Origin of the sequence: Candidatus Sodalis endolongispinus (genome assembly GCF_018777395.1) — a bacterium.
Taxonomy (GTDB): domain Bacteria; phylum Pseudomonadota; class Gammaproteobacteria; order Enterobacterales; family Enterobacteriaceae; genus Sodalis_B; species Sodalis_B endolongispinus.
In genome coordinates, this window is the sequence record NZ_JAFJYC010000001.1 from 1,639,512 (window position 1) to 1,663,890 (window position 24,379).

15 protein-coding genes and 7 pseudogenes are annotated in these 24,379 nt (G+C 58.7%); 14 read left to right on the forward strand and 8 right to left on the reverse strand.

Annotated elements, in window-relative coordinates; all coding sequences use genetic code 11:
* Window positions 1-36 precede the first annotated feature (36 nt).
* The 4 genes from JZM24_RS07965 (at window position 37) to JZM24_RS19140 (ending at window position 2,522) form a co-directional block, all read left to right on the forward strand.
* A complete protein-coding gene (locus JZM24_RS07965) occupies window positions 37-234 on the forward strand; it encodes a hypothetical protein (protein ID WP_215669260.1) in 198 nt (65 codons plus the stop codon).
* A gap of 87 nt (window positions 235-321) precedes the next feature.
* On the forward strand, window positions 322-903 hold the full coding sequence (locus tag JZM24_RS07970; RefSeq protein ID WP_215669261.1) for a tetratricopeptide repeat protein: 582 nt from the start codon (window positions 322-324) through the stop codon (window positions 901-903).
* 329 nt (window positions 904-1,232) lie between these two features.
* Entirely contained in the window at window positions 1,233-2,390 is a 1,158-nt protein-coding gene (locus JZM24_RS07975; protein ID WP_215669262.1) for an MFS transporter, read from the forward strand.
* Window positions 2,391-2,399: 9 nt separating this feature from the next.
* Window positions 2,400-2,522, forward strand: coding sequence for a hypothetical protein (locus JZM24_RS19140; protein WP_281418188.1), 123 nt, complete (start codon window positions 2,400-2,402; stop codon window positions 2,520-2,522).
* 85 nt (window positions 2,523-2,607) lie between these two features.
* Here JZM24_RS19140 and JZM24_RS07980 read toward each other — a convergent pair whose 3' ends face one another.
* Window positions 2,608-3,534, reverse strand: a complete 927-nt coding sequence (locus JZM24_RS07980) for a LysR family transcriptional regulator (protein WP_215669263.1) — start codon at window positions 3,532-3,534, stop codon at window positions 2,608-2,610.
* 147 nt (window positions 3,535-3,681) lie between these two features.
* On the opposite strand from JZM24_RS07980, the gene lysA reads away from it, so the two are divergent.
* Window positions 3,682-4,941 (forward strand): diaminopimelate decarboxylase, encoded by a 1,260-nt coding sequence (gene lysA, locus JZM24_RS07985; protein WP_215669264.1) that lies wholly within the window; start codon window positions 3,682-3,684, stop codon window positions 4,939-4,941.
* A gap of 141 nt (window positions 4,942-5,082) precedes the next feature.
* Here lysA and JZM24_RS07990 read toward each other — a convergent pair whose 3' ends face one another.
* Window positions 5,083-5,601, reverse strand: coding sequence for an HAD hydrolase-like protein (locus tag JZM24_RS07990; RefSeq protein WP_215669265.1), 519 nt, complete (start codon window positions 5,599-5,601; stop codon window positions 5,083-5,085).
* A gap of 460 nt (window positions 5,602-6,061) precedes the next feature.
* Between JZM24_RS07990 and JZM24_RS07995 the strand changes: the two genes are divergently transcribed.
* Window positions 6,062-6,937 carry a LysR family transcriptional regulator gene (locus JZM24_RS07995; RefSeq protein WP_215669266.1) on the forward strand — a complete coding sequence of 292 codons (876 nt, stop codon included), beginning with the start codon at window positions 6,062-6,064 and terminating at the stop codon, window positions 6,935-6,937.
* A 629-nt stretch (window positions 6,938-7,566) separates the two neighbouring features.
* On the opposite strand, the pseudogene JZM24_RS08000 reads toward JZM24_RS07995, so the two are convergent.
* Window positions 7,567-8,325: pseudogene (locus JZM24_RS08000) on the reverse strand (formate/nitrite transporter family protein); the annotation flags it as partial.
* A gap of 354 nt (window positions 8,326-8,679) precedes the next feature.
* Between JZM24_RS08000 and JZM24_RS08005 the strand changes: the two are divergent.
* Both JZM24_RS08005 and JZM24_RS08010 read left to right on the forward strand, forming a co-directional pair.
* A pseudogene (locus tag JZM24_RS08005) lies at window positions 8,680-8,841 on the forward strand (transcriptional regulator); the annotation flags it as partial.
* A complete protein-coding gene (locus tag JZM24_RS08010) occupies window positions 8,838-9,311 on the forward strand; it encodes a GNAT family N-acetyltransferase (RefSeq protein WP_312884954.1) in 474 nt (157 codons plus the stop codon). The pseudogene JZM24_RS08005 and the gene JZM24_RS08010, both read left to right, overlap by 4 nt.
* 107 nt (window positions 9,312-9,418) lie before the next feature.
* Here the strand turns inward: JZM24_RS08010 and galR are convergent, their stop codons facing one another.
* Complete coding sequence (galR, locus tag JZM24_RS08015; protein WP_215669267.1) at window positions 9,419-10,417, reverse strand: HTH-type transcriptional regulator GalR; 999 nt, start codon at window positions 10,415-10,417, stop codon at window positions 9,419-9,421.
* A gap of 208 nt (window positions 10,418-10,625) precedes the next feature.
* Here galR and JZM24_RS08020 point away from each other — a divergent pair, with 208 nt between their 5' ends.
* From JZM24_RS08020 to lplT, 4 genes and pseudogenes are all read left to right on the forward strand, one after another.
* Window positions 10,626-12,920: a molybdopterin guanine dinucleotide-containing S/N-oxide reductase gene (locus JZM24_RS08020; protein WP_215669268.1), complete on the forward strand. Its 2,295-nt coding sequence runs from the start codon at window positions 10,626-10,628 to the stop codon at window positions 12,918-12,920.
* Window positions 12,921-13,402: 482 nt separating this feature from the next.
* Window positions 13,403-14,107: a GNAT family N-acetyltransferase gene (locus tag JZM24_RS08025; protein ID WP_215669269.1), complete on the forward strand. Its 705-nt coding sequence runs from the start codon at window positions 13,403-13,405 to the stop codon at window positions 14,105-14,107.
* 173 nt (window positions 14,108-14,280) lie between these two features.
* Window positions 14,281-16,420 (forward strand): annotated as a pseudogene (gene aas, locus JZM24_RS08030) (bifunctional acyl-ACP--phospholipid O-acyltransferase/long-chain-fatty-acid--ACP ligase).
* Window positions 16,417-17,605: pseudogene (gene lplT / locus JZM24_RS08035) on the forward strand (lysophospholipid transporter LplT). The pseudogenes aas and lplT overlap by 4 nt, the downstream one beginning before the upstream one ends.
* Window positions 17,606-17,724: 119 nt before the next feature.
* Here the strand turns inward: lplT and JZM24_RS08040 are convergent.
* From JZM24_RS08040 to mutH, 4 genes and pseudogenes are all read right to left on the reverse strand, one after another.
* Window positions 17,725-18,761 (reverse strand): annotated as a pseudogene (locus JZM24_RS08040) (NADP(H)-dependent aldo-keto reductase).
* A 125-nt stretch (window positions 18,762-18,886) separates the two neighbouring features.
* Window positions 18,887-19,105, reverse strand: coding sequence for a YgdI/YgdR family lipoprotein (locus JZM24_RS08045; RefSeq protein ID WP_215669270.1), 219 nt, complete (start codon window positions 19,103-19,105; stop codon window positions 18,887-18,889).
* A 119-nt stretch (window positions 19,106-19,224) separates the two neighbouring features.
* Window positions 19,225-19,978 (reverse strand): annotated as a pseudogene (locus JZM24_RS08050) (TerC family protein).
* 68 nt (window positions 19,979-20,046) lie between these two features.
* Window positions 20,047-20,742 carry a DNA mismatch repair endonuclease MutH gene (gene mutH / locus JZM24_RS08055; RefSeq protein ID WP_215669271.1) on the reverse strand — a complete coding sequence of 232 codons (696 nt, stop codon included), beginning with the start codon at window positions 20,740-20,742 and terminating at the stop codon, window positions 20,047-20,049.
* 688 nt (window positions 20,743-21,430) lie between these two features.
* Here mutH and rppH point away from each other — a divergent pair.
* Together rppH and ptsP are read left to right on the forward strand one after the other, a co-directional pair.
* Entirely contained in the window at window positions 21,431-21,958 is a 528-nt protein-coding gene (gene rppH, locus JZM24_RS08060; RefSeq protein WP_215670057.1) for an RNA pyrophosphohydrolase, read from the forward strand.
* Between the two features lie 12 nt (window positions 21,959-21,970).
* Window positions 21,971-24,217, forward strand: a pseudogene (gene ptsP, locus JZM24_RS08065) (phosphoenolpyruvate--protein phosphotransferase).
* Window positions 24,218-24,379 lie beyond the last annotated feature (162 nt).

A 24,379-nucleotide genomic window follows, 5' to 3' on the forward strand; every position in this document is an offset into this window, starting at 1 on the left:
CAACCAGTGCCAAGACCGCCAACGGAGGACCCGAGTATGAGCAGACAATATAAAATCGCCTATGAATGGCAAGAAGGGGGGCACCACCTCTTGCAGGAAGTGATTGTTGAAAGCGATAACGAGCTCACCATCGCCAGCGACGAGGTGACAGAGGCCTTGAAAAAGGCGGCGGCACACTCCGCTAATCAGCCGCAGGCGGCGGTGACTATACTGTCCGTTGTGCCTTATCCTTAACACCATGCGCAAGTGATATCTTTACTTCTGCCTGAGTCCGTTTCATTATCGCTGCTGCGGTCGGTTTGAATGAACACTGAGCGGTAAATGAAACGGAAATGGCAAGCGGGCGTCATGGCCCTGGTACTGCATACGGCGACCGCGCTCGCGGCGGCCAGCGATGAGCAGATAGCGGCGGACTGCGGCAAGATAGACGAGTTCGCCCGCTTGGGGGAAAGCGCGTTTTCACAAAGCGATATGCATCAAGCCGTAGAACATTACACCGCTCAGGCTGCCTGGGGTGAATTTTGCCATTTGCCGCCGGCGGCGCTGGCCGGCGCCTATCACCATATCGCGCTAGCGCTCCTGCAGGCGGGTGAGCCGCTCAAGGCCCGCGCCTGGTTGCTGCGGATGCCGGAGGGTGATGCGCGCCGCGAAGCGCTTGAGGAGATTGCGCCAATAGTTGATCGCCTGCAGCCGGCCCTGGCCGCCAGCCCCATGGGGACTTATTGGCGCTATGCTGGCAAGGGCGTCTGGAGCACGCTGTCGGTAATGCCGGAGGGCGAAAGCTGGCGGATTCGTTTTTCCGGTTATTACATGCCGCTGATGGGACTCTATTACGGGCCCAATATGGGACAGTTTTCCACCGTTACGGCTATCGATCACCAACAAGCAAACTGGGCGTCGTAGCCGGACGGTAACGACCTCGGCTGCCGTGTAACGATGGCATTTCACCCTGATAGCGTCGATTTGGCGACGCTGGCGGGGGACTGCGGTTTCGGAATGAACGTGCGCGCCAGCGGCACATTCACACGGGTGACGCTGTACTGAAATGATGGCGCAGCACAAATCGCACCATCGGCTTAAACAGCATAATAACGGTTTGAATAATTATAATAACGCTATAAAAAGCCATAATAACGCTAATGCAAGGCCCCACCTCTGACTCTGACGATACGCCCTTAATTTATAATACACCGTGCCCGCATCCGGGGGACGAAACACTGTTGGAGTTTGTTATGCCCATCGCACTGTTAGCGCTGGCGCTGAGCGCTTTTGCTATAGGCACCACCGAATTTGTCATTATGGGGTTATTGCCGGAAGTGGCAGGCAGTCTCGCGGTCAGCTTACCGGACGCCGGCTGGTTTATCAGCGGTTATGCCCTGGGGGTCGCTATTGGCGCGCCGATTATGGCGATAGTGACCGCGCGCTTGCCGCGCAAAACCTGTCTGGCGCTTTTAATGGTGATCTTTATTATCGGCAATGTGCTCTGTGCGCTGGCCTACAGCTATGGACTGCTAATGGTTGCACTGGTGGTGACCGCCCTGTGCCACGGCGCGTTTTTCGGTATCGGAGCGGTGGTGGCTGCCGGATTGGTCCCCCCCAATCGCCGCGCCTCGGCGGTTGCGCTGATGTTTACCGGTCTGACGCTTGCCAATGTGCTCGGCGTTACCGCCGGCACCTGGCTGGGGCAGTTGTTCGGCTGGCGCGCGACCTTTTGGTGCGTCTCCTTTCTGGGTGCGGCGGCGCTGCTGGCGTTGCTGGTCAGCTTGCCGGCGCAACGCAACGCCGCGCCGGCCAATCTGGCGCGGGAGATGGCCGCCTTACGCAACGGACGGCTACTGCTATCGCTGCTGATGACGGTATTTTTCGCCGCGGCGATGTTTACCTTGTTTAGTTATATCGCGCCGCTGTTGCTGCAGGTAACGCATATCAGCGATCGCGGCGTAAGCTGGACGCTGTTTTTAATCGGCGCCGGGTTAACGGTGGGCAATCTGCTGGGAGGGCGGCTTGCCGACTGGCGAGTGTCGGTGGCGTTGATGCTGAGTTTTGCATTAATAGCGTTATTTTCGGTGCTGTTCCGCTGGACCAGCGGTACGTTGTGGCCGGCGGAGATCACGCTGTTTTTCTGGGCGATGGCGACATTCTGCACCGTGCCGGCGCTGCAATTTAATGTCGTGGCCCATGGCGCCGACACGCCGAATCTGATGTCGACGCTGAATATTTCGGCGTTTAACATCGGCAACGCCCTTGGGGCATGGGTCGGCGGAAAAGTGATTGACGCGGGTTTTGGTCTGACCATGGTGCCGTTGGCCGCCGGCTGGTTGGCGCTGGGCGGATTGCTTATTTGCCTCATCACTTTCTCCCGTCCGCCGCGCCGTGCGCTGACCGCCTGAGAGTGGCCGATGCCGCAGCGGGTCCGCCAGCCATCCAACGATGGCACCGGCACTGTCGCACCGGTGGTCGAGCGGGAGCGCAGCGTATCCACCCGCCGTACCCAGTTGGCAACGGTGCTGCCGCACACTTGAGCCGAGTGGTAGCGACCGATGCCGCAGCGGGTCCGCAAGCTTTTACCGCCGGCACCCGCGCCGCCGCGCCTGGGGCCCTGTGGTATCAGCGCGCATGCATACTGCGCGTCAGCCGATCTGGTACCTCGGCGGCGAAGCGTTGTAGAAAGGTGCTTATTTCATTTACCAGCGCGGAGGCCGGACGATGCAGCGGACGGATCAGGCTCACGGTAAAAGGCACCGCGATACTGAACGGGCGGATCAGCACGCCGCTGGCCGCATAATCCAGCGCCGTTAGCGGATTGACGATCGAAAGCCCGACGCCGGCGCGGACCATGGCGCAAACCGAGGCGGCGCTGTGGGTTTCCACGACCTCTTGCCGTGCCACGTCCGCCTGCTGAAAATGCCGGTCCAGCCAATGTCGGTAGCTGTCGGTCGCGGAAAGGCTGATGAACGGCAGGTCGCGGAAATCCGACGGCGTCAATACCGATTTGGCGCCCAGCGGATGGCCGGGCGGCAACACGCAGACTTCATTGAGGGTCATCAGGGTGGCGCAACGCGTGCCGGCCGGCGCAGTCGGTTTTTCCGTCAGGCCCAAATCAAAGCGCTGGGCGGAAAGCCATTCTTCCAGCAGCGGTGATTCCTGCGGGGTAATATTCAGGCTGACTTCCGGGTGCGCGGCGAAAAAAGTGCGGCACACCTCCGGCAGCAGCGATTGGGAAAATACCGGCAGGCACGCGACCGACAATTGCGCCTGGCGGTATTCACGAATGGCGCGCGCCGCACCGAGGATCCGGTCCATACCGTAATAGGAGCGCTGCACCTCTTCAAACAGCCGTAACCCCTCATGGGTCGGTTTCAAGCGGCCTTTAATCCTGTCAAATAAGGTTAACTGCAGCAACTGTTCCAGCCGCGCCAGCTCACGGCTTACGGTAGGCTGTGAGGTATGCAGTAATCCCGCCGCCTCGGTCAGATTACCGGTGGTCATGATCGCGTGAAAAATATCGATCTGCCTCGAGCTTACCGCCGCCATCTTTCGCCCCCTATCTTGAAAGCGATATCATAAATGAATAGCTAAGGGTAAAAAAGATATTTTATTAATAGCTGACGATGCATTACAAAGAAGAGCCCCAGCCCGCACCGGCGCTGTCGGGACCGACTCTTTTCAGCGAGGACCACCATGTCGCACAGTCTCTACACCACGGAACGCGCCCTGAATGCCGCGAATTTATTACCGCTCCATCAGCGCTACGGTGGACCAGTCTGGGTGTATGAAGCGGAAACCATCAGCGCCCGGATTGCGCAACTACGTCGCTTCGATACCATCCGCTTCGCCCAGAAAGCCTGTTCCAATATCCATCTGCTGCGCCTGATGCGCAGCCAGGGCGTTAAAGTAGATTCAGTATCGCTCGGCGAGATTGAGCGCGCTCTACTGGCCGGTTTCCAGCCGGGCACCGAGAACGATGAAATCGTCTTTACCGCCGATTTACTGGATGAATCGACGCTGGCGCGGGTCGTTGAGCTCCGTATCCCGGTCAACGCCGGCTCGGTGGATATGCTGGCACAGCTTGGCGCCCGCTCGCCGGGACACGGCGTCTGGCTGCGTATCAATCCCGGTTTTGGCCACGGGCATAGCCAAAAAACCAACACCGGCGGCGAAAACAGCAAGCACGGTATCTGGCATGAAGATTTGCCGCAGGCCGTCGCGCTTATTCTCCGCTACGGTCTGCGGCTCATCGGCATACATATGCATATCGGTTCGGGAGTGGATTACGGCCACCTCTCCCGGGTCTGCGACGCCATGGTGCAACAGGTCATCGCCAGCGGGCTGGATCTCGCGGCCATTTCCGCGGGCGGCGGTCTGTCGATACCCTACCGTTCGGGGGAGGAGGCGATTGATACCGATCACTACTTTGGCCTGTGGGATGCCGCCCGTCGGCGGATAAGCAGCCATCTCTGGCATCCGGTGACGCTTGAAATTGAACCTGGCCGGTTCTTGGTGGCAGAATCGGGCGTGCTGATAACCCAGGTCAGGGCGGTCAAAGACATGGTCAGCCGCCACTTCGTGCTGGTGGACGCGGGGTTTAACGACTTAATGCGCCCGGCGATGTACGGTAGTTACCACGCTATTTCGCTGCTGCCGGCGGACGGCCGCGATCGCGGCTCACAACCATTGCGCGAAACCGTCGTGGGGGGACCGCTGTGCGAATCTGGCGACGTGTTTACCCAGACGGCCGGCGGCGGTGTCGCGCCGCGTCTTTTGCCGCCGGCCCAGGTGGGGGACTATCTGGTCTTTAACGATACCGGCGCTTATGGCGCCTCAATGTCCTCAAACTACAATAGCCGGCCGCTACTGCCGGAGGTGTTGTTTGAACAAGGTCAGGCACGGCAGATCCGCCGCCGTCAGCGGCTGGAGGAGCTGTTTGACCTTGAGCGATAACCGGCGCTAAGTATTGCGCCTGGTTCCCTCATCGCCCCGCAAGCGGCGGGCATCCATGGGGCGACAATCCAGGTCGACGCCGCCCGGCGCGCGGCGCGGTTTCAGGGTGAAAGGTTTAGTTCGAGCAAAATTTCACCGCCCTCAAACCCGACGAAGCGGATTTGCCGCCAGTCGCGAATATGGCCGCGAATGCGGGCGCCGGGCTGCGGCGCCGAGTAATTTCGCGCCCAGGCGGTAGGGCTCCGCGTCCGGTTTGCCGCAGTTCACCTCATTGGCACCGACCATTTGCGCGGGCAACGGTAATCGACAGCAGGTCATCCGGTGCCGCGCGACCCGCTGGCTGGCCGAGGTGACCACGGCCCAGGGGGCGTCGCCGAGGGAGCTGAGAAAGCGTCCGGCGCCCTGAATTTCCCGCGCTTTGCCGGTAAATTCTATCTCCAGGCCGTCAAGCACCGCCGCCTGCTCTTCCAGCGGCAAATGAGGCGCGATCCGACGAATGACATCGCGGGAACGTACCCCATGACAAATGTTTAATGCCTGCTGGGGCGCAATATGATTGATACGACACCAGTGTCGCCAGATAAATTCGACCTGATGTGTGGAGTGTACTAAAGTGCCGTCCATATCAAAGATTAAAGATTTGGATTTAATTAATTTCATCATCATTCCTTAATTATCTTATTTATTGGCTCGTCGAAAAAGGAGATAGGCAGGCAATGACTTCCGCTCGCGCTTGCGCCGGCGAAGACATCATGGCCTGAATCGGTTCACATTGTTAAGCAAATAAAAGGCAACAGTAGCGCGTGCGCTCACGTAAAACGTGTTAATCAATACCGCTGGCGATGCCGCCACCCCTTGTGGCACGGGCTTCTGACCGGCGGGGATAATGCAACTGTTTAGAGTCATGTCTTTAGGCGCTGAATAATGGATATTTTTATATTGTTTTGATGCATATGTTTATTTTTGCTTATTTTAAGTCGCTGCTCTTTTTTATTTGACGATAATGCGCGAGGATTTATACATAATGAAAGGCTCCTGCAGATTAATTATTCATGACAGTTCAACATGAAAGGGGTAATTTGTATAATTGAAAAAAGTTAATTGGCGATAGGAGTTTGGAATGGACATTCGGCAACTCCTGGCGTTTGTGGCTCTGGCTGAGTGCCTGAGATATCGGGAAGCGGCGGAAAGATTGTGGCTGACACAGCCCACGCTGACCAAACAGATCAAGATGCTGGAGACGGAAATCAGTCTGGTGCTGTTTTTGCGCGATAATCACGGGACTCAGCTCAGCCGTCATGGTCAGCAGCTTTATCAGGATGCGAAAAAATTACTCAGTCAGTTTAATGCCTTCAAGACGCTGTGCCAGCAACTGACCAACGGCAAGCGCGGCGCATTGTCGCTGGGGTTCATTTCCTCGGCGACGCCGGTGATGCCGGTCATAATCACGGCCTTTCAGAATGCCTTTCCCGATATTCATCTTGGGTTACAGGATATCTCGTCGCCGGTGCAGCAAGAACGTATCCTGAATGGTCAGCTGCAGGCGGGTTTTATGCGTATTCCGGTCTCGCCGCCGCTGGCGTTTCGTAAAACCGGTTCGGACTGTTTAACGCTGGTTTTTCATAAAAGCTGCCGGCACCAGCAGGAAGCGCTGCATCAGCTGTGGCGCCGCTGTACGCTGTTTACCGTGAATGCGGAAACCTGCCCTGGTTCGGCGCTACAAATCAATAATTTTATTGCCGCGCACGGTATAGACGCGCGCAAGATGCAATGTATCAGCGACACCCGTACCTTGATGACGATGGTGGAATCCCGCATGGGTGTGGCTATTTTGCCGCAAAGCGCGGTTACGGTGCCCCATCAGGATATTATTTGTCAGCCGCTGCACGGTGAATTCGCCCGCTGGGATATTGGCCTGGTGTGGAATGAAAAGATCATCGATCCGGTACGTGACAGCTTTATCAGTCAGGTTACCGCAATGCTGGCGCCCGCCTGACGGCTTCCAGCGTCGCTCGCGCGACGGCAAGGGACATTATGCCTAAAGTAGGTGTTAGCCGGCGCCGTTAAAGCGCCACGCACGTTAAGCGGCAGAATGGGAAACATAGTGGCGTGGGCCGGCCGACGAGCCGCGCCCTTAAAGGCGTCATGCTGATGCGCGGATAATCAATTAAAAATTGCGCACATCTTCGTCCCGGTGCTGCATCCAGGGCTGCGGGACCGGCGTGAGGCCGGGTGAATCTGGTCGGCGCAGTATGAAGATGAATTCCGGCGGCCGAAACGGACGACGAGCGCTGATGGCAGGCTTTGGTGGCAGAAAACCGATGCTGCGCTGGACGGCGGGTTTGGTGGCGAAAAGCCGGCGGGGGTGTGGGAGAGGGAGGTCGTCGGGTGCCAAGCAATCGGTGTGGATTGAGGATGTCTTCGGGCGCCAGGCAATCGGTGTGGGTTGGGGATGTCTTTGGGGCCAGGCAAGCGGTATGGGGTAGGGATGACGTCCGGCGCCAGCCTATCGGCGAGGGCAGGGAGGTGAAGGGCTAAAAGGTATGCTCGTCTGCCCGACGGGCGGCATGGCGGAGTCGCGGTCCGGCTCCGCCCGAGCCGTCTGGCGTGGGACTTGCCGCCCAGCGGACGATGGGCGATAAAATAAATCAACGCGACGAAGATACCGCCCCCTATCTCGTTGCCGAGGAATACCGGCGGGAAATTGATGAAATAGTCGTGCCAGATGGCCTGGCCGGCGAAAATCGCCGCCGGAATAACGAACATATTAGCCACCACATGTTGAAAGCCCAAATCAACAAACGCCATAATGGGAAACCAGATGCCCAGGATTTTACCCGCCATATCTTTTGCGGCATACGCCAGCCAGACCGCCAGACTGACCAGCCAGTTACAGCCAATGGCCGAGATAAACGCGTGGGTAAAGTCGGCGGAAATTTTGTCGTGTGAGGTTGACACGGTTTTCGCCAAAAACGCCCCTTCGGTCATACCGAGAATATGGCCGAAGAACCAGGCTATTATCAGGCTGCCGATAAAGTTGGCGAGCGTAACCCAAAACCAGTTACGAATAAGCGCCAGCACGCCGATTTGCCGGCTGAACAGCGCCATCGGCAGCGTCATCATATTGCCGGTCAGCAGTTCGCCGCCGGCCAACACCGTTAAAACCAGCCCGACCGGGAACACCGACGCGCCGAGGAACACGCCGAACGATCCCCACGCCGGTGGCAGGCTGGAAACGACGTGGATATCCAGCAGGAAGCCTAGCGCGATAAACGCGCCCGCCATAATGCCGAGTACCATCAGTACCGGTAGCGAGGCTTGACTCTTGGTAACTCCGGTATGCATAGCAATCGCGGCGACTTCTTTAGGGGAATAAAACGACATGTGATTCGCGTGTTAATAGAATGATAAGGTGCCACGCATAGTAGCTTCTCGCATCGGTGAAGCCAACAGTCAAGCAAACACATCTCGGTAAAAAAGTGTTAACAGAGCGGCGTTTTTATTGCCGCGCTGCCGCCGTACCGGCTACGCCATCTCAAGCGTAGAGCCGGCCGGCCCCTTGTTCCTATTTGAGCGGCCCAGGAGGGATTTTCCCGTCACGCGCAGGCCAGCTCCGCCATTTCCCGGCGTAGCAAAATCAGTTCGGCAGCCAGAACCTGGCACGGCTGGAGGTCATCAAATGATCTTGGGCATCAACTATAATCAGCGATACCGGCACGTTTATTCTCGCCGTGCTGCGCCGTGCTGCGCCGGGGCGACGTGATGGGGAGCTATCAGTCGATGTGGCAGTTTATGGAAATTGTGAAAACCGCCCTGATGGAAACCTCCGACGCTAACGCGCCCGAATTCGAGGGTTTCTTATTTGCATCGGTGCCGATTTTTCAGGGGAAATTGCTGTGAGCCGGATTCAGTTCACGACGCTTGCGGACCATCCCTGCCATCAGCAGGCCGTGACCGACTGGCTATGGCAGGCATTTGGCCACGGCGCCAGTCTGGCGTTTTGTGCCGCCATCGTCGAGAGTAGTCTGCGCAGTGAGGGGCTGCCGATAACGTTTATCGCGCTGGCCGGGGAAAAGCTGGTCGGCACAGACGGGCTATGGCGCTGTGATCTCCTGTCCCGGCAAGATTTGACGCCCTGGCTGTCGGCATTGTATATCGATGCGCCGGCGCGCGGCCAGGGCGTGGGGGCGGCGCTGCAGCGCCACGTGATAGAGTACAGCCGTCGCGCCGGTTTTGATGTGCTTTACCTGTATGCGACCTTCGCCGGCTATTACGAGCGTCACGGCTGGGAATATCTGGGCGACGGGGTCGACTATCCAGATCGGGCGGTGCGCCTGTACCGGCAACGGCTCGCAGGATCTCAAGCTTGAAGGTGCGTTGAACGCCACGCCGATGGCGCGGCAGGCCTCTGTTCCAGCGAGCGTCAAGCGTCACGTCGCCGGCGCGCTGGGCCGCTGTTTCGGGGACGCGTCAGGCGCTACGCCGCCGGCGGCGCCACGGAATGGCGACGTACCAGCGTCGGGATAAACATATTGGTCACCTCCGGCAGCGGCGCGCCGTTAGCCAGCGCCAGCTGTGCCGCCTGGGTGGCCATGGCCACCACCGGATAACGGATGGTGGTCAGCCGAGGCCGCAGGTAGCGGGAAATCAGCACATCATCGAATCCCACCAGCGAAATATCCTGCGGTACCTCAATGCCGTTATCGCTCAATACCGCCATCGCGCCGGCGGCTGTCGAGTCGTTATAGCAGGCGATGGCGGTAAACGTGCGGCCGCGCCACAAAAGCTCCGTCATCGCCTGTTCGCCGCCCACCTCGTCCGGTTCACCGAACGCAATCAGTTTTTCATCCATGGCAATATGAAACTTTTCCAGCGCGTCCCGATAGCCCTGCAGGCGGTCGACGCTGTCGGGAATACTGTGGCTTGAGCAGATAAAGGCGATGCGCCGATGTCCCATTTTGATCAGATGGCGCGTGGCCAGCCAGGCGCCGTAACGATCGTCCAGCGCCACGCAGCGCTCGGCGTAATTCGGCAGAATACGGTTGATAAGCACCATGCCCGGAATATGCGCCATTAACGTGTTCAGCTTTTCGGCCGGGATCATCTGGGCGTGCACCACTAGCGCGGCGCAGCGGTGTCGGATCAGTTGCTCAATCGCCTGACGCTCTTTATCCAAAATATGGTAACCGTTGCCGATCAGCAGGAAATTGCCGGTATGGTACGCCACTTGCTCCACCGCCTTCACCATGGCGCCGAAGAAAGGATCCGAGACACCGTCGACAGTCAATCCCAGGGTTTCCGTGGACTGTTGCGCCAGCGCGCGGGCGTTGGCGTTGGGGTGGTATTGCAGCTGTTCCATCGCCTGCATGACCGCCTGGCGCGATCCATCGCTGGTTTTGGGCGAATTGTTAATCACACGCGAGACGGTGGCGACTGAAACGCCCGCCAGTCTGGCGACATCCTTTATGGTGGCCATGAGCACATTTCCGACGTCGGGGGAGTAATCGTTTACATTTGCTAGTGTCATGGAAAATAACTTTAACCGCAAGAAGTTAGCATGATGCGGTAAAAATTAGCCGCGACGAGGGCTATTTCCCGCCATCGACCCGATGAAGTTGTTTGGCGCCGCCTGACAAGAAATGCTATTTTGCCGCCAGATTAATCAGCAACAAAGAGAGCAGGGCATGGCGATTAGACGTTTTCCCCAACTGGCGCATTGGGGGGCTTTCACTGCGGTGGTGGAGGAGGGGAAATTAGTCCGCTGTGAGCCGTTTAAACATGACCCGCATCCTTCAATGATGCTGGCGTCTGTAGCGCCGATGCTTTATTCCGATAAGCGCATCCGCAAGCCGGCGGTGCGGCGCTCCTGGCTGGCGGCGCGGGAAAACAGCGATCGCGACTTGCGCGGCCGGGACGATTTCGTCGAAATAGCATGGGATCGCGCGCTGGATCTCATTGCACAGGAGAACCGCCGGGTCCGCGATCGATTCGGCGCCGAAGGGATCTTTACCGGTTCCTATGGCTGGTCCTCCGCTGGCCGGGTTCATCACGCCCGCTCGCTGGTGCGACGTTTTCATTTTGCCGGCGGCGGCGCGGTGGATCAGGCCGGTAATTATAGCTGGGGGGCGGCCCAATTCTTCTTACCGCATATTATCGGCAGTTACAGTCCTTTAACCGGTAGAGTAACCAGTTGGCCAAGCATCATTGCCCACTGCGGATTATTCATCGCTTTCGGCGGGCTGGCGCTGAAAAACGCCCAGGTGTCCTCCGGTGGCGCTGGCGAGCACTCGCTTCAATCCTGGCTGGAGCAGCTGGCCGCGAAAGGCACGCCCGTTATCAATATCAGCCCGACGCGGGATGACTGTCCGGCTTTTCTCAAGGCGGAATGGATCCCTATCCGGCCCAATACCGATACGGCGCTGATGTTGGCGCTGGCTTGGGAAATCCTGCAACAGGGTGCCCAGGACGAGGTATTTTTAGCGCGATACTGCGTTGGTTGGCCGCAATTGGCGGCCTATCTGCGCGGGGAACGCGACGGCATTGCCAAAACGCCGCACTGGGCCAGCGCGATCACCGGCATCCCCGCCGGTCGCATTCGACTGCTGGCGCAGAAGTTAATGGCGGCGCCGCGCAGCATGATGACCTGTGCCTATGCCCTTCAGCGCGCCCATCGCGGCGAGCAGCCCTACTGGATGGTGATTGCGCTGGCGGCGATGCTCGGCCAAATAGGCCTGCCGGGAGGCGGTTTCGCCTTTGGTCACGGCTCGATGAATGGCGTGGGTAATCCGCGGCTGTACGCCCTGGCGCCCAGTTTACCGCTGGGTGTCAATCCCGCCGCCGATCTGAGCATTCCGGTGGCGCGTATTGCCGATATGTTGTTAGATCCCGGCGGCGAATACAGTTTTCAGGGGCAGCAGAGACGCTATCCCACCGTCGACATGATTTACTGGGCCGGCGGTAACCCATTTCATCATCATCAGCAACTAAATCGGTTGTTGGCGGGCTGGCGCAAGCCGGCCACCGTGGTGGTGCAGGATATTTGGTGGACGCCGGCCGCCAAGCTGGCCGATATCGTGCTGCCGGTGACCACCTCGCTGGAGCGTAATGATATCGGCGGTTCATCACGCGATCGTTATGTGTTGGCTATGCAGCAGGCGGTCGCGCCCCAGCATCAGGCGCGCAATGACTTTGCTATTTTCGCCGATTTATCAGAGCGTCTGGGTTATCGGGAAGCGTTTACCGGCGGGCGCGACGAGCGCGGCTGGATCGAGACACTCTATCAGCAAAGCGCCGCATCCCATGCCGCCGCCGGCCACCGCTGGCCGCCCTTCGACCAGTTTTGGCGCCAAGGCTACCTGGAAGTGCCCGCGCCCGCTGAGGACTTTGTCTTCATGGCGGCTTTTCGCCGGGATCCCCTGCGGCATCCGTTGCAAACTCCGAGCAGCCGCATCGAGCTTTTCAGCCAAACCATTGCCGGCTTCGCTTACGCGGATTTCTGGCCGCTGCCGGAATGGCGCCCGCCGGCGGAATGGTTGGGCGATGTCCGGGCGACACGCTATCCGTTACATCTTATCACCGTGCAGCCTCACGACCGGCTACACAGTCAGCTGGATCCGGCGCCGCTGGCGCAGGCCAATAAGACCGTCGGCCGTGAGACGCTGTATCTGCATCCGCAGGATGCCGCACGGCGCGGCATTGCCGACGGCGAACAGGTCAGAGTGTACAACGATCGTGGCCGTTTGCTGGCGGGGGCCAAATTAAGCGATGGGGTAACGCCTGGGGTTATCGTGATGGCGCCCGGCGCCTGGTTTACGCCAACCTGGCAGGAAGACGGTTCGCCCGCCACGGAGCAGGCCGGCAATCCCAACGTTTTGACGCTGGATATCGGCACCTCGCCGCTGACCCAGGGCCCGAACGCCATGAGCTGTCTGGTGGAAGTGATCCGCTGTCCGCCAACGGCGGCGCCGGTCGCAGGGTAATGAAGAGTTAATGCCGGATAACAGCCCGTGCCCTTCACCCCTGACCTCGGGGCCAAATGCCCAGCGTTGTCGGGCGGCGCCGGTCGCAGGGTAATGACCTGCTGGTGCCGGTTATCGGCACCTCGCCGCTGATCTCGGCCCTTGCCGGCGAGATGTTTATAACCTTGGGGCAATTTTTACAGTTGGTTTCACTTCGAGCGGTTATCTTGCGATTGTTCGGTGGTGATGTCTTGCCGGGGGCATTAGAGTGTGTACTCCCAGAGGTATTGATTGGTGAGAAATCAACATACTCTGTATGTTGAAACCATTTCAGTTGCACCAACCTACGCGTCCGCGTAGGTTTTTTTTGCCTGCAGTTTCCCTTTATTGCCTCCCTTGCGCCGGAAACGCGCTTTCTCCGCGCTGGTCTGCTAGTATTCCTGCCGCCGATGATAACGTTTACGTTCCGCGATCACGCGTGACCTTCGCCGGGGAAAAAACCTATGCCTGTCATTAATGAATATAATCAACCGATCGGCGCCGCACTGACCGATTGGCAACCCTGCCCTACGCCGCCTCGCAAGGTTCTGACCGGACGTAGCTGCCGGCTGGAGCCGCTGGCGGCGGCGCATTTTGATGCCTTATACGACGCCTGGGCGCAGGCGGAAGACGGCCGCGACTGGACCTATCTGGCGGTGGCGCGTCCCGCAAGCCGGCAGGCATGCCGGGCTTGGTTGACGACGCTGACCGCGAGCGAGGATCCGCTGTTTTTCACAGTAGTGGACCGTGCTCAAGCACAGGCGGTGGGAACGGTGGCGTTAATGCGCCTCAGTCCGGCGAACGGCGTAGCGGAAATTGGTTGGGTGAATTGGTCGCGGGCAATGCGGCGCTCGCGTCTGGGCACTGAGGCTATCTCGCTATTGCTGGGTTATTTGTTCGATACCCTCGGCTACCGACGCTGCGAATGGAAATGCGATAGCCTCAATGCACCGTCGCGCGAGGCCGCAAGCCGGCTGGGGTTTCACTATGAAGATACGTTCCGTCAGGCTGTCGTCACCAAGGGCCGCAACAGCGATACCAGCTGGTTTGCCATTGTCAACCCGGACTGGCCTGCGCTGCGTGCCGCCTACGACGCCTGGCTGGCGGACGAGAATATCGATGCCGACGGCGGACAGCGGCGCGCATTGAGCGAATTCATGCCGCGCTGAGGTCGACCGCGTTGCGCCGTCAGCGTGACGAACCTTTAACCTGCTAAGATTAATCGACATAATGATGGGGTCGGGACGTTTGTCAGCCGGCGGGCGAATCGCTCCCCGCGGGCGTGTTGCCCGCTGGCGTGATGATGCCGGGCCTCACCCGCAGAGATACATAAGGAGATGGCATGCTTTTTAAGGTTTTGCGTCTGCTGTTCAGATTGATGTACCGGGTCGAAATCAGAGGTGATACCCGCCTGTTGACGCAACCCCTGGTCATGTTGACCCCTAACCATGTCTCGTTTCTTGATGGCATTTTGTTGGCGGTTTTTTTACCGGTTAAGCCGGTGTTCGCCATTTATACCACGCTGGACGACGCCTGGTTTATGCCGATTACCCGGCGATATGCCGATATTATCTCGCTTAACGCTACGCGGCCGCACAGCATCAAGCAACTGATCAAGGCCGTCGGCCAGGGTCGGCCGGTGGTGGTATTTCCAGAGGGCAGGCTGACCGTCACCGGCGCGCTGATGAAGGTGTATGACGGCGCGGTATTCGTCGCGGCGCGCGCCGATGCGCTGGTAGTGCCGATGTGGATCGATGGTCCTGAAGCTACCCCGTTTAGCCGCATGGGCGGCGTGTTTCGTCGCCGTTGGTTTCCCAAAATTACTCTGACTCTGCTGGCGCCGACGCCGCTACCGATGCCGGAAGGCCGCCGCGCCGCCGGCGAACGGCTGCGGACGATTATGATGAATGCGCGCATGGCCTCGCGCCCTGCGATGACGTTGTATGACGGCTTACTGCAGGCCATGCGTCGCTATGGCGACAGCAAGCCGTGCATCACCGACATGGCGCTGAAGACCGACAGTTATCACGATCTGCTGAAAAAAGTTTGGGGGTTAGCCGTATTCTGCAGCGTCTGACCGCGCCGGGTGAACATGTGGGTTTTTTGCTGCCGAATTCCACCATCACCGCCGCCGCCATTATTGGCGCGCTGCTACGCGCCCGAGTGCCGGCCATGCTGAATTACACCGCCGGCGCCGGTGCGCTGAACCATGCGGTGGACGCCGCCGGGCTGAAAATCATTGTCAGCTCGCGTCAGTTTCTCGACAAAGCGCGTCTGACCGAACTTCCCACTCAGGTGGCCGGCGCCCGCTGGGTGTTTCTTGAAGATTTGCGCTCCAGCCTTACTCTTTCCGACAAGCTGTGGACTCTGTGCCACTTGCTGGCGCCGGCGCGGGCCGCGCTTATGCAGCGCCCAGACGACAGCGCGCTTATCCTGTTCACCTCCGGGTCTGAAGGCACGCCGAAGGCGGTGTGGTGCACTCCCATCGCAGCATCATGGCGAATATCGAACAGATCCGCACCGTGGCCGATTTCACGCCGAAGGATAAGTTTATGTCGGCGCTGCCGCTGTTACATGCCTTCGGCCTGACGGTGGGGCTGTTTACGCCGTTGATGACCGGCGCCCAGGTACTGTTGTATCCCAGCCCGCTGCATTACCGGGTCATCCCCGAGCTGGTGTATGACCAGAACTGTACCGTGCTGTTCGGCACCTCGACTTTCCTCTGCCATTACGCGCGTTTTGCCCACCCGTACGATTTCGCCCGCCTGCGTTATGTGGTCGCGGGGGCGGAGAAACTGTCCGATGCCACCCGCGAGCTGTGGCAGGATCGCTTCGGCCTGCGCATTCTGGAGGGCTACGGCGTCACCGAATGCGCGCCGGTGGTGGCGATAAATGTCCCGATGGCGGCGAAGCCGCACACCGTCGGCCAGATCCTGCCCGGTATGGACGCCAGGCTTATGGCGGTGGAGGGAATAGAACACGGCGGACGGCTTCAGCTGCGCGGGCCGAATATTATGAAAGGCTATCTGCGCGTCGGCAGCGGCGGCGCGCTGGAGCCGCCCGCCGCACAGAACGCCGACGGCCAGAGCGAATCTGGCTGGTATGACACCGGCGATATCGTCACGCTGGATGAGCAGGGGTTCTGTACCATTCAAGGGCGGGTGAAACGTTTCGCGAAACTGGCGGGGGAAATGGTCTCACTGGAAAGCGTCGAGCAGTTGGCACTCGGCGTTTCGCCGGACGCGCAACACGGCGCGACCACCCGCAGCGATAACGCGCGCGGTGAGGGATTGGTGCTCTTCACCACCGATCCAGACCTAACGCGGGACAGACTCTTGCAGCAGGCGCGTAAACAGGGCGCAGCAGAAATCACCGTGCCGCGCGATATCCGTCACATCGAGACGCTACCGCTACTGGGCAGCGGTAAACCGGATTATGTCACCCTCGGTGAAATGGCGGCTGCGCCGGAGTCTGATGTATGACGCCGCCGCACGCCGGGTCGCCCGCAGGCGCGCTGTGGTCACGCTCGATGATGGCGGTGATGGTGGCGCAGTTCTTCTCGGCGTTCGGGGATAATGCGCTGCTGTTCGCCACATTGGCGTTGATGAAAACGTTACAGTACCCAGACTGGAGTCAGCCGATCCTGCAAATGCTCTTTGTGGGCGCCTATATCGTGCTGGCGCCTTTCGTCGGACATTATGCCGATGGTTTTCCCAAAGGCCGCGTCATGATGGCGGCCAACGGCGTGAAGCTGGCCGGTACGCTGCTTATCTGTTTTGGCGGCGCTCCGTTTTTGGGCTATTGCCTGGTCGGCGTCGGCGCCGCCGCCTATTCCCCGGCCAAATACGGCATTCTCGGCGAGCTGACCACCGGTGACCAACTGGTGCGGGCTAATGGTATGATGGAAGGCTCCAAGATTGCCGCCATTCTCATGGGATCGGTGGCCGGCGGCGTGCTGGCGGTGTGCGCGCTGACCTATGCACTGGCGATGGTCGCTAACGTGTTTATTCCCCGTTTGGCGGCGGCACGGGCTGATGCTGACCATCGGCCGCTGGCGATGCTGCGCGCATTTTACGGCCACTGTCGTAGTCTGGGACGGGACGGTCAGACGCGTTTCGCCATTATCGGCACCAGCTTGTTTTGGGGCGCGGGTGTCACGCTGCGTTTTTTGCTGGTGCTTTGGGTGCCGGTGGCGTTAGGCATCAGCGATAATACGACCCCGACCACGTTGAATGCCATGGTGGCGGTGGGCATCGTTTTTGGCGCCGCCGCTGACGCCCGGTTTATCCGGCTGGAAACGGTGCGCCGCTGTATGCCGGCGGGCGTCTTATTGGGCGCCGCCGTGGTAGTGTTCAGCGTGCAGCATCACCTGCTGCACGCCTACGGGCTGCTGGCCCTCATCGGTATGCTGGGGGGTTTCTTCATCGTACCGCTCAATGCCTTGTTACAACACCGTGGGCAGCAGTGTCGGCGCCGGCAACGCCATCACCGTGCAGAATTTTGCCGAGAACATCGCCATGCTGCTGATGTTGGGTCTGTATACGCTGGTGGTGTCGTTACAGGTGACGGCGGCGGCGATCGGAGTGGGTTTTGGTCTGTTGTTCGCGCTGGCGATTGCGGTGCTCTGGTGGTTCAGACGTGGGAACTGTCGCGACGGCGGGCGTTAGTCCCGGCAGCCGCGCCTGCTGCCTGCGCGCTGATGGTACGCGCGTTGGCGTATGCCTTAAAACTCGCCCACATGGATGGGCGTGAGCGCCGCCCTGTACTTCCAGCTTGCGCACCGGCCTTAGGGCGCTGGAAACGTGTGGCGGTGGTGGATCTCTTCCAGCGATGCCAGGAGCGTCTCGTCGAGATCCAACGTCAGGCTGTCGAGATTGCTCTGTAACTGCTCAAGGGTGGTCGCGCCAAGCAGCGTCGACGCGACGAACGGCTGCCGGCGGACGAACGCCAGCACCATCTGCGCGGTATCCAGCCCGTGGCGCTGTGCGCCAGGGCGACATACTCGGCGATAGCCTCCTGGGTATGCGGGGCGCTGTAACGGGTAAAACGGCTAAACAGCGTATTGCGTGCGCCGGCAGGGCGTGCGCCATGCAGATATTTACCGGTCAGGGTACCAAACGCCAGGCTGGAGTAGGCCAAAAGCTCCAGCACCTCAAATTGGTTTATCTCCGCCATTCCCACCTCAAAACTGCGGTTCAGCAAACTGTAAGGGTTTTGCACCGTGACAATGCGCGGCAGCCCGTGCTTCTCCGCTAATTGCAGGTAGCGCATCGCCCCCCAAGGGGTTTCATTGGAGATGCCGATATAGCGGATTTTCCCGGCGCGAACCTGCTCGTTCAGGGCGTCCAGCGTTTCCAGCAGCGTCACCGGCAGTTTCTCGTCGGTATAGCGATAACCCAACTTGCCAAAGCAGTTAGTGCTGCGTTGCGGCCAATGTACCTGATAGAGGTCGAGATAATCGGTATTCAAGCGCTGCAGGCTATCTTCCAGCGCCTGACGGATATTTTTGCGATCCAATATTTGCTGGGGACGAATTTCATTATCGTTGCCGCGGGCCGGACCAGCTACTTTACTGGCCAGGACAATTTTTTCGCGCTGGCCATGGCGTTTCAGCCAGCTACCAATATAGCGCTCCGTCAACCACTGGGTTTCAGGACGCGGCGGCACCGGGTACATTTCCGCGGTGTCGATGAGCTTGACGCCCTTGGCGAGAGCGAGCTGGGCATGCGCTTGCGCTTCGCTGTTTTGCTCCCCGAAAGTCATGGTGCCCAGACCGAGCACGCTGACTTCCAGAGAACTATGGGGAATACGGTGATAAAGCATCGGGGCAGGTTCCTCAGTGACGTAAACGTACAGGCGTGATCGCACCGCCTTGACTGACTATAGCCAAGTCATGGCGGGTGGAGAAGGGGGAAATTAAGCCAGCGACGCGTTGCGGGACGCGGGGATCATCGTTCGATGATCTGCGAAACATCGTTGCCGTTGATTTGCCTTTCGTTGCCGCGTTCGTCGGTATAGCGAATGAGACCGGTGGTTTTGTCGATTTCGGGTTTGCCATCGGTCAATATCATCTGGCCGTCTTTGGTCGCCATGACGTAATCGCTGGTGCAGCCGGTAAGCAGTACGACGCCGAAGAGTGCCGGCATCAGCAGACAAAGTGTTCTCATTATCATTATCCATCCATTAAATTACCTAGATTGTTAACAATATAGGCAAAAAACACCGGCTTCAATAGCACTGAAAATGAAAATTACCGCGCCACCCGCTCTGGCGCGGCGCGCAAAGGTCAGGCATCAGGCCCGGATGCCCGCTCCGCCGCTTTTTTGTTGCGCAAAAGATTCAGGGTTTCCACTGCCAGCGAGAAAAACATGGCGAAATAAATATAGCCTTTTGGCACCTCTATAGCCGCACTTTCCATAATCAGCGCGCCGCCAACCAAAATCAGAAACGCCAGCGCCAGCATCTTGACCGACGGGTGTCTGTCGACGAATTCGCCTATCTGCCGGGCAGCGAACAGCATTATCGCCACCGCGATAATGACCGCCGCCATCATGATAAACAAATGGGAGGAGAGGCAGACTGCGGTGATGAGCGAGTCCAGGCTTAAAATAATGTCCAGCATCATGATTTGGGTTATGGCGCCGAGATAGGATTGTACCGTGCTGCCTTCGCCATCGGCGCCGACATGAAACGATTCCAGTATTTCCCGACACGATTTCCAGATCAGAAAAATGCCGCCGAAAAACAAAATCAAATCCCGGGCGGAGACCGGATGACCCAGACCGGATGACCCAGCAGGTAAAACAACGTTTTGACCAGATGGCTGACCCAGGCGATAGCCGCCAGTAGGCCGAGGCGCATCACCATCGCGCCGAACAGACCCAGGCGGCGGGCGCTGCTTTGCTGTGAGGGGGGAGTTTGGCGACGACCACGGACAGGAAAACGATATTATCAATACCCAGGACAATTCCCAGGAGGGTCAAGGTTCCTAACGCCAGCCATGCGTTTGGATCGGCAATCAAATTAAATAATACACATATTCACCTAAACGAAACATAAACGATAATTATACGCGGTGTTGTCGGTGGGCTGGCAAGCGAAAACGCGGTTATAACAGGAAATGTCGCGCCAGTAGCTGCGCGGTGAAGTTTTTTTTCAGGTAAAAACCGCGCGGCAGCGTCAGAATAGGCTGACCAAATTCACCGACGGCGGCGGTCAGGGCCCGACTATTGGCGGCCTTAGGCCGTAATTGCAGTACCTCACCGTGGCGGGCGGTGATCCGTTCCACTTTTCCCAACACGATAAGGTCCATTAATTCTTCCCAGTCGCGCCGCAGCTGCTGCTCTTCTTCAGGGTCAGGGCTCCACAACAGCGGCGCGCCAATACGGCGGTGCGCTAGCGGAATTGTCCGTTGGCCTTCAACCGGGATCCAGAGCACCCGCGCCAATTTATAGCGCACATGGCTGGTTTCCCAGGTCACGCCGCTATTGCCGGTCAACGGCGCCACGCAGACAAATGTGGTTTCCAACGGCCGTCCGCTGGCGTCTACCGGAATAGTTTTCAGCTCGACGCCGATTGCGGCAAAATCCTGCTCGGGCTTACTGCCGGCGCTGGCGCCGAGATAGCGCTCCAGCAGTACGCCAGTCCACCCTTTATCGCGCTTGAGGTCGGCGGGCATCGGCAGGCCGGCCTGGGCAGATAATTCGTTTAGCGTATATCCCGCCAGCGCATCGGCGCGGCGCAACAGTTCCCTTTCATCGGCGGGCAGTCCGTGTGGAAGGGAAAGTGGCATCAGGCTATTCATCTCGCGGTCCTGAACTGAATAAAAACTAGGCACCGGCGACGCCTTCGCGCCAACATCGCGCGCGCCGTCCGTGAAAAAATTAATAATAGCATGATTTTATAACTTTTTTTAATCACCTTGTCAGGCTTAATGTAGGTCCGGTGTGCAGTTGTACACCCGCTGAGGGCAATAATGAACAGGATCTTACACCGGGTTATCCACAGATTTGCGGGATAACCCGGGTGATCGACGAGTACTGTTTCTATTTACAGCCTTGACGGCGCCATTTTTAGCCCATTTGTCCATTTATTTGCGACGTCGATCCGTTTTTCTGTGGATAAAATTGCCGATGGTTGTTTTTTATCCATGCCAGGTGATGCGTTATTTCAACGTAATGACGATGCGCGGTCTGTGAAGATGATAAACGTTTTAGTCTGTTGATCTTGTTCTTTATTTTTTTTCCCGTTATCCCCTGGCCTGGCGTTGGGCGAAAAGTTTTACCCATCTAATCCAGCGTTGCACACACACCTATCCACAGAAAAAGTGCATAAAGTGGTGCCCGGCAGTCGTTAGCTGTTTATAACTTCGCGTCGCAAAGCGGCCTTGAGAGTGTTATTCACCGGCGATTAGTGAAAACCAGTGGTTTACCGTGCACAGCGAGTATGAAACAATCGGAACATCTTACATTTTATGTAATCGAGGTAGTCCAGTGATCGATGATGATGGCTACCGCCCGAATGTTGGTATTGTAATCTGTAATCTCGACGGGCAGGTGCTGTGGGCCAGGCGATACGGACAGCATTCCTGGCAGTTCCCCCAGGGCGGCATCAACGCTGGCGAAACCGCAGAGCAGGCGATGTACCGCGAGCTGTTCGAGGAGGTCGGCCTGAGCCGCAAAGATGTGCGTATTCTGGCTTCGACGCGTAATTGGCTGCGGTATAAGCTTCCCAAGCGGCTGGTGCGCTGGGACACCAAGCCGGTGTGTATTGGTCAGAAGCAAAAATGGTTTCTGCTACAGCTTATGTGTTCGGATGCGGATATCAATATGCAGCGCGGGGGGATCCCTGAATTTGACGGCTGGCGCTGGGTCAGCTTCTGGTACCCGGTACGTCAGGTCGTTTCTTTTAAACGGGACGTTTACCGCCGGGTAATGAAGGAATTTTCCGGCGTGGTGATGCCGCTGCAGGAAACTGCAGCGCCGCGCTCCGCGCCGGCTCACAGACAGAAAAGAGGCTAAGTCACGCAGATTATGCTCACGCGCTTGCGGGAAATCGTTGAAAAGGTCGCAGCCGCGCCGCGTCTGTCGGACTCACTTGACATTCTGGTTAATGAAACCTGTCAGGCGATGAATACCGAAGTCTGTTCGGTGTATTTGGCCGATAATGATCGTCGCTGCTATTATCTGATGGCGACGCGCGGTTTGAACAAACCGCGCGGGCGTACGATTACATTGGCCTTTGACCAAGGGATTGTCGGCCTGGTCGGCCGGCTGGCTGAGCCGATTAACCTGGCGGACGCCCACACCCATCCCAGTTTCAAATACATCCCGGCGGTGAAAGAGGAGCGCTTTCGCTCCTTTCTCGGCGTGCCGATTATCCATCGCCGCCAGTTGCTCGGCGTATTGGTGGTGCAGCAGCGTGAGCATCGGCAGTTCGACGAGAGAGAAGAATCGTTCATGGTCACGCTGGCCACACAGATGGCCGGCATTTTGTCCCAATAGCAGCTCAATGCGCTGTTCAGCCAATACCGTCAAACCCGTATCCGCGCCCTGGCGGCCGCGCCGGGAGTGGCCATCGCCCAAGGTTGGGTGGACAGCAGCCAGCCCTCCCTTGACCAGGTTTATCAGGCCTCTTCTCTCGATAGCGGCTACGGGCGCGAGCGGCTGACGTTGGCGCTGAACGAATCCGTCGCCGAGTTTCGCCGCCTGAGCAAACGTTTTACCGCCAGCGCTCAAAAAGACAGCGCGGCGGTGTTCGATCTGTACAGCCATTTGCTCAATGACGCGCGCCTTAAGCGCGATTTGTTCGCGGAAATTGACGGCGGCGCGGTGGCCGAGTGGGCGGTGAAGCTGGTGATTGAACGTTTCGCCGAGCAATTTGCGCTGCTGAGCGACAGTTACTTGCGTAAGCGCGCCGGCGATTTGCGTGCCCTTGGCCAGCGACTGCTGTTCCATCTTGATGACAGCGCCCGCAATGTGATTCAGTGGCCGTCACGCTTCGTGCTGGTGGCCGACGAGCTGAGCGCCGCGCTTCTGGCCGAGGTGCCGCAGGATAAGCTGGTGGGGGTGGTAGTGCGCGACGGTGCCGCCAATTCCCACGCCGCGATCCTGGTGCGGGCGATGGTGATCCCGACGGTGATGGGCGCCGATATCCAGCCGCTGTTGCTCAATCAGCGCTTGCTGATTGTCGATGGCTATCGCGGTGAGCTGCTGGTAGATCCGGAGCCGGTGCTGGTGCAGGAGTATCAGCGACTGGTGAGCGAAGAGCGTGAGCTTACCCGTCTGGCGGAAGACGATGTGGAACAGCCGGTGGCGCTGAAAAGCTGCGAACGCATTCAAGTGATGCTAAACGCCGGCTTGAGCGCGGAACATGAACAGCGCCTCGACAATCGTGTGGACGGCATCGGCCTGTACCGCACTGAAATCCCCTTCATGCTGCAAAACGGCTTTCCCTCGGAAGAGGAGCAGGTGGCGCAATACCAAGGCATGCTACAGCTGTTCCCCGGCAAATCGGTGACGCTGCGTACCCTGGATGTCGGCGCCGATAAGCAGTTGCCCTATATGCCGATAAGCGAATAAAATCCCTGTCTGGTCTGGCGTGGAATTCGCATTACGCTCGATCAGCAAGAGATTTTTCTTATTCAGGTGCGCGCGATGCTGCGCGCCAATGCTGCTACCGGCAATTTGAGTATTCTGCTGCCGATGATAACCAGCGTCGATGAGATCGACGAAGCGCGCCGGCTAATTGATCGCGCCGGGCGCGAGGTCGAGGAGGCGCTGGGTTATGCGCTGCCGAAGCCGCGGATCGGCATTATGGTCGAGGTGCCGGCGATGGTGTTCATGCTGCCGGCGCTGGTGAGCCGGGTAGATTTTCTGTCGGTCGGTACCGATGATCTGACGCAGTATTTACTGGCGGTGGATCGCAACAATACCCGGGTGGCGTCGATGTACGACAGTCTGCATCCGGCCATGTTGCAGGTGCTGCAAAAAATCATCAGCGAGTCGGAGCGGCTGGGGCTGGCCTGTAGCCTGTGCGGCGAAATGGCCGGCGATCCGATGGGCGCGTTGCTGCTGGCGGGCATGGGCTATCGTACGCTGAGCATGAACGGCCGCAGCGTGGCGCGCATCAAATATCTGTTGCGCAATGTGGCGCTGGGTGAGGCGCAGGGCCTGGCGGAACGGGTCATCGGCGCACAAAACAGTATTGAGGTCCGCCACCAGGTGGCGGCGTTCATGGAGCGACGCGGTTTGGGCGGCCTGATCCGGGGCGGGCGCTGAGCAGGGAATCGTTACACCTGCCGGCGGTTATTTACATCCACTGACTCTCGGCGCCGCGCCGTTATGTTATGATACGCGACTTCACGCCGCGCGGAGTAAGCGCCTGCGCGAAATCTACAGCGGTCGCCGCAGCATCCGGCGGCCGGATAACAAAAACGACGA

Excerpts from the sequence above, each read along its gene's own strand:
- lysA (WP_215669264.1), top strand. The coding sequence starts at position 3,682 with ATGTCGCACAGTCTCTACACCACGGAACGCGCCCTGAATGCCGCGAAT.
- JZM24_RS08020 (WP_215669268.1), top strand. The coding sequence starts at position 10,626 with ATGGCGATTAGACGTTTTCCCCAACTGGCGCATTGGGGGGCTTTCACT.
- JZM24_RS07975 (WP_215669262.1), top strand. The coding sequence starts at position 1,233 with ATGCCCATCGCACTGTTAGCGCTGGCGCTGAGCGCTTTTGCTATAGGC.
- JZM24_RS19140 (WP_281418188.1), top strand. The coding sequence starts at position 2,400 with ATGCCGCAGCGGGTCCGCCAGCCATCCAACGATGGCACCGGCACTGTC.
- mutH (WP_215669271.1), bottom strand. The coding sequence starts at position 20,742 with ATGAATAGCCTGATGCCACTTTCCCTTCCACACGGACTGCCCGCCGAT.
- galR (WP_215669267.1), bottom strand. The coding sequence starts at position 10,417 with ATGGCCACCATAAAGGATGTCGCCAGACTGGCGGGCGTTTCAGTCGCC.
- JZM24_RS07970 (WP_215669261.1), top strand. The coding sequence starts at position 322 with ATGAAACGGAAATGGCAAGCGGGCGTCATGGCCCTGGTACTGCATACG.
- JZM24_RS07965 (WP_215669260.1), top strand. The coding sequence starts at position 37 with ATGAGCAGACAATATAAAATCGCCTATGAATGGCAAGAAGGGGGGCAC.
- JZM24_RS08045 (WP_215669270.1), bottom strand. The coding sequence starts at position 19,105 with ATGAGAACACTTTGTCTGCTGATGCCGGCACTCTTCGGCGTCGTACTG.
- JZM24_RS07980 (WP_215669263.1), bottom strand. The coding sequence starts at position 3,534 with ATGGCGGCGGTAAGCTCGAGGCAGATCGATATTTTTCACGCGATCATG.
- JZM24_RS08025 (WP_215669269.1), top strand. The coding sequence starts at position 13,403 with ATGCCTGTCATTAATGAATATAATCAACCGATCGGCGCCGCACTGACC.
- JZM24_RS07990 (WP_215669265.1), bottom strand. The coding sequence starts at position 5,601 with ATGAAATTAATTAAATCCAAATCTTTAATCTTTGATATGGACGGCACT.
- JZM24_RS07995 (WP_215669266.1), top strand. The coding sequence starts at position 6,062 with ATGGACATTCGGCAACTCCTGGCGTTTGTGGCTCTGGCTGAGTGCCTG.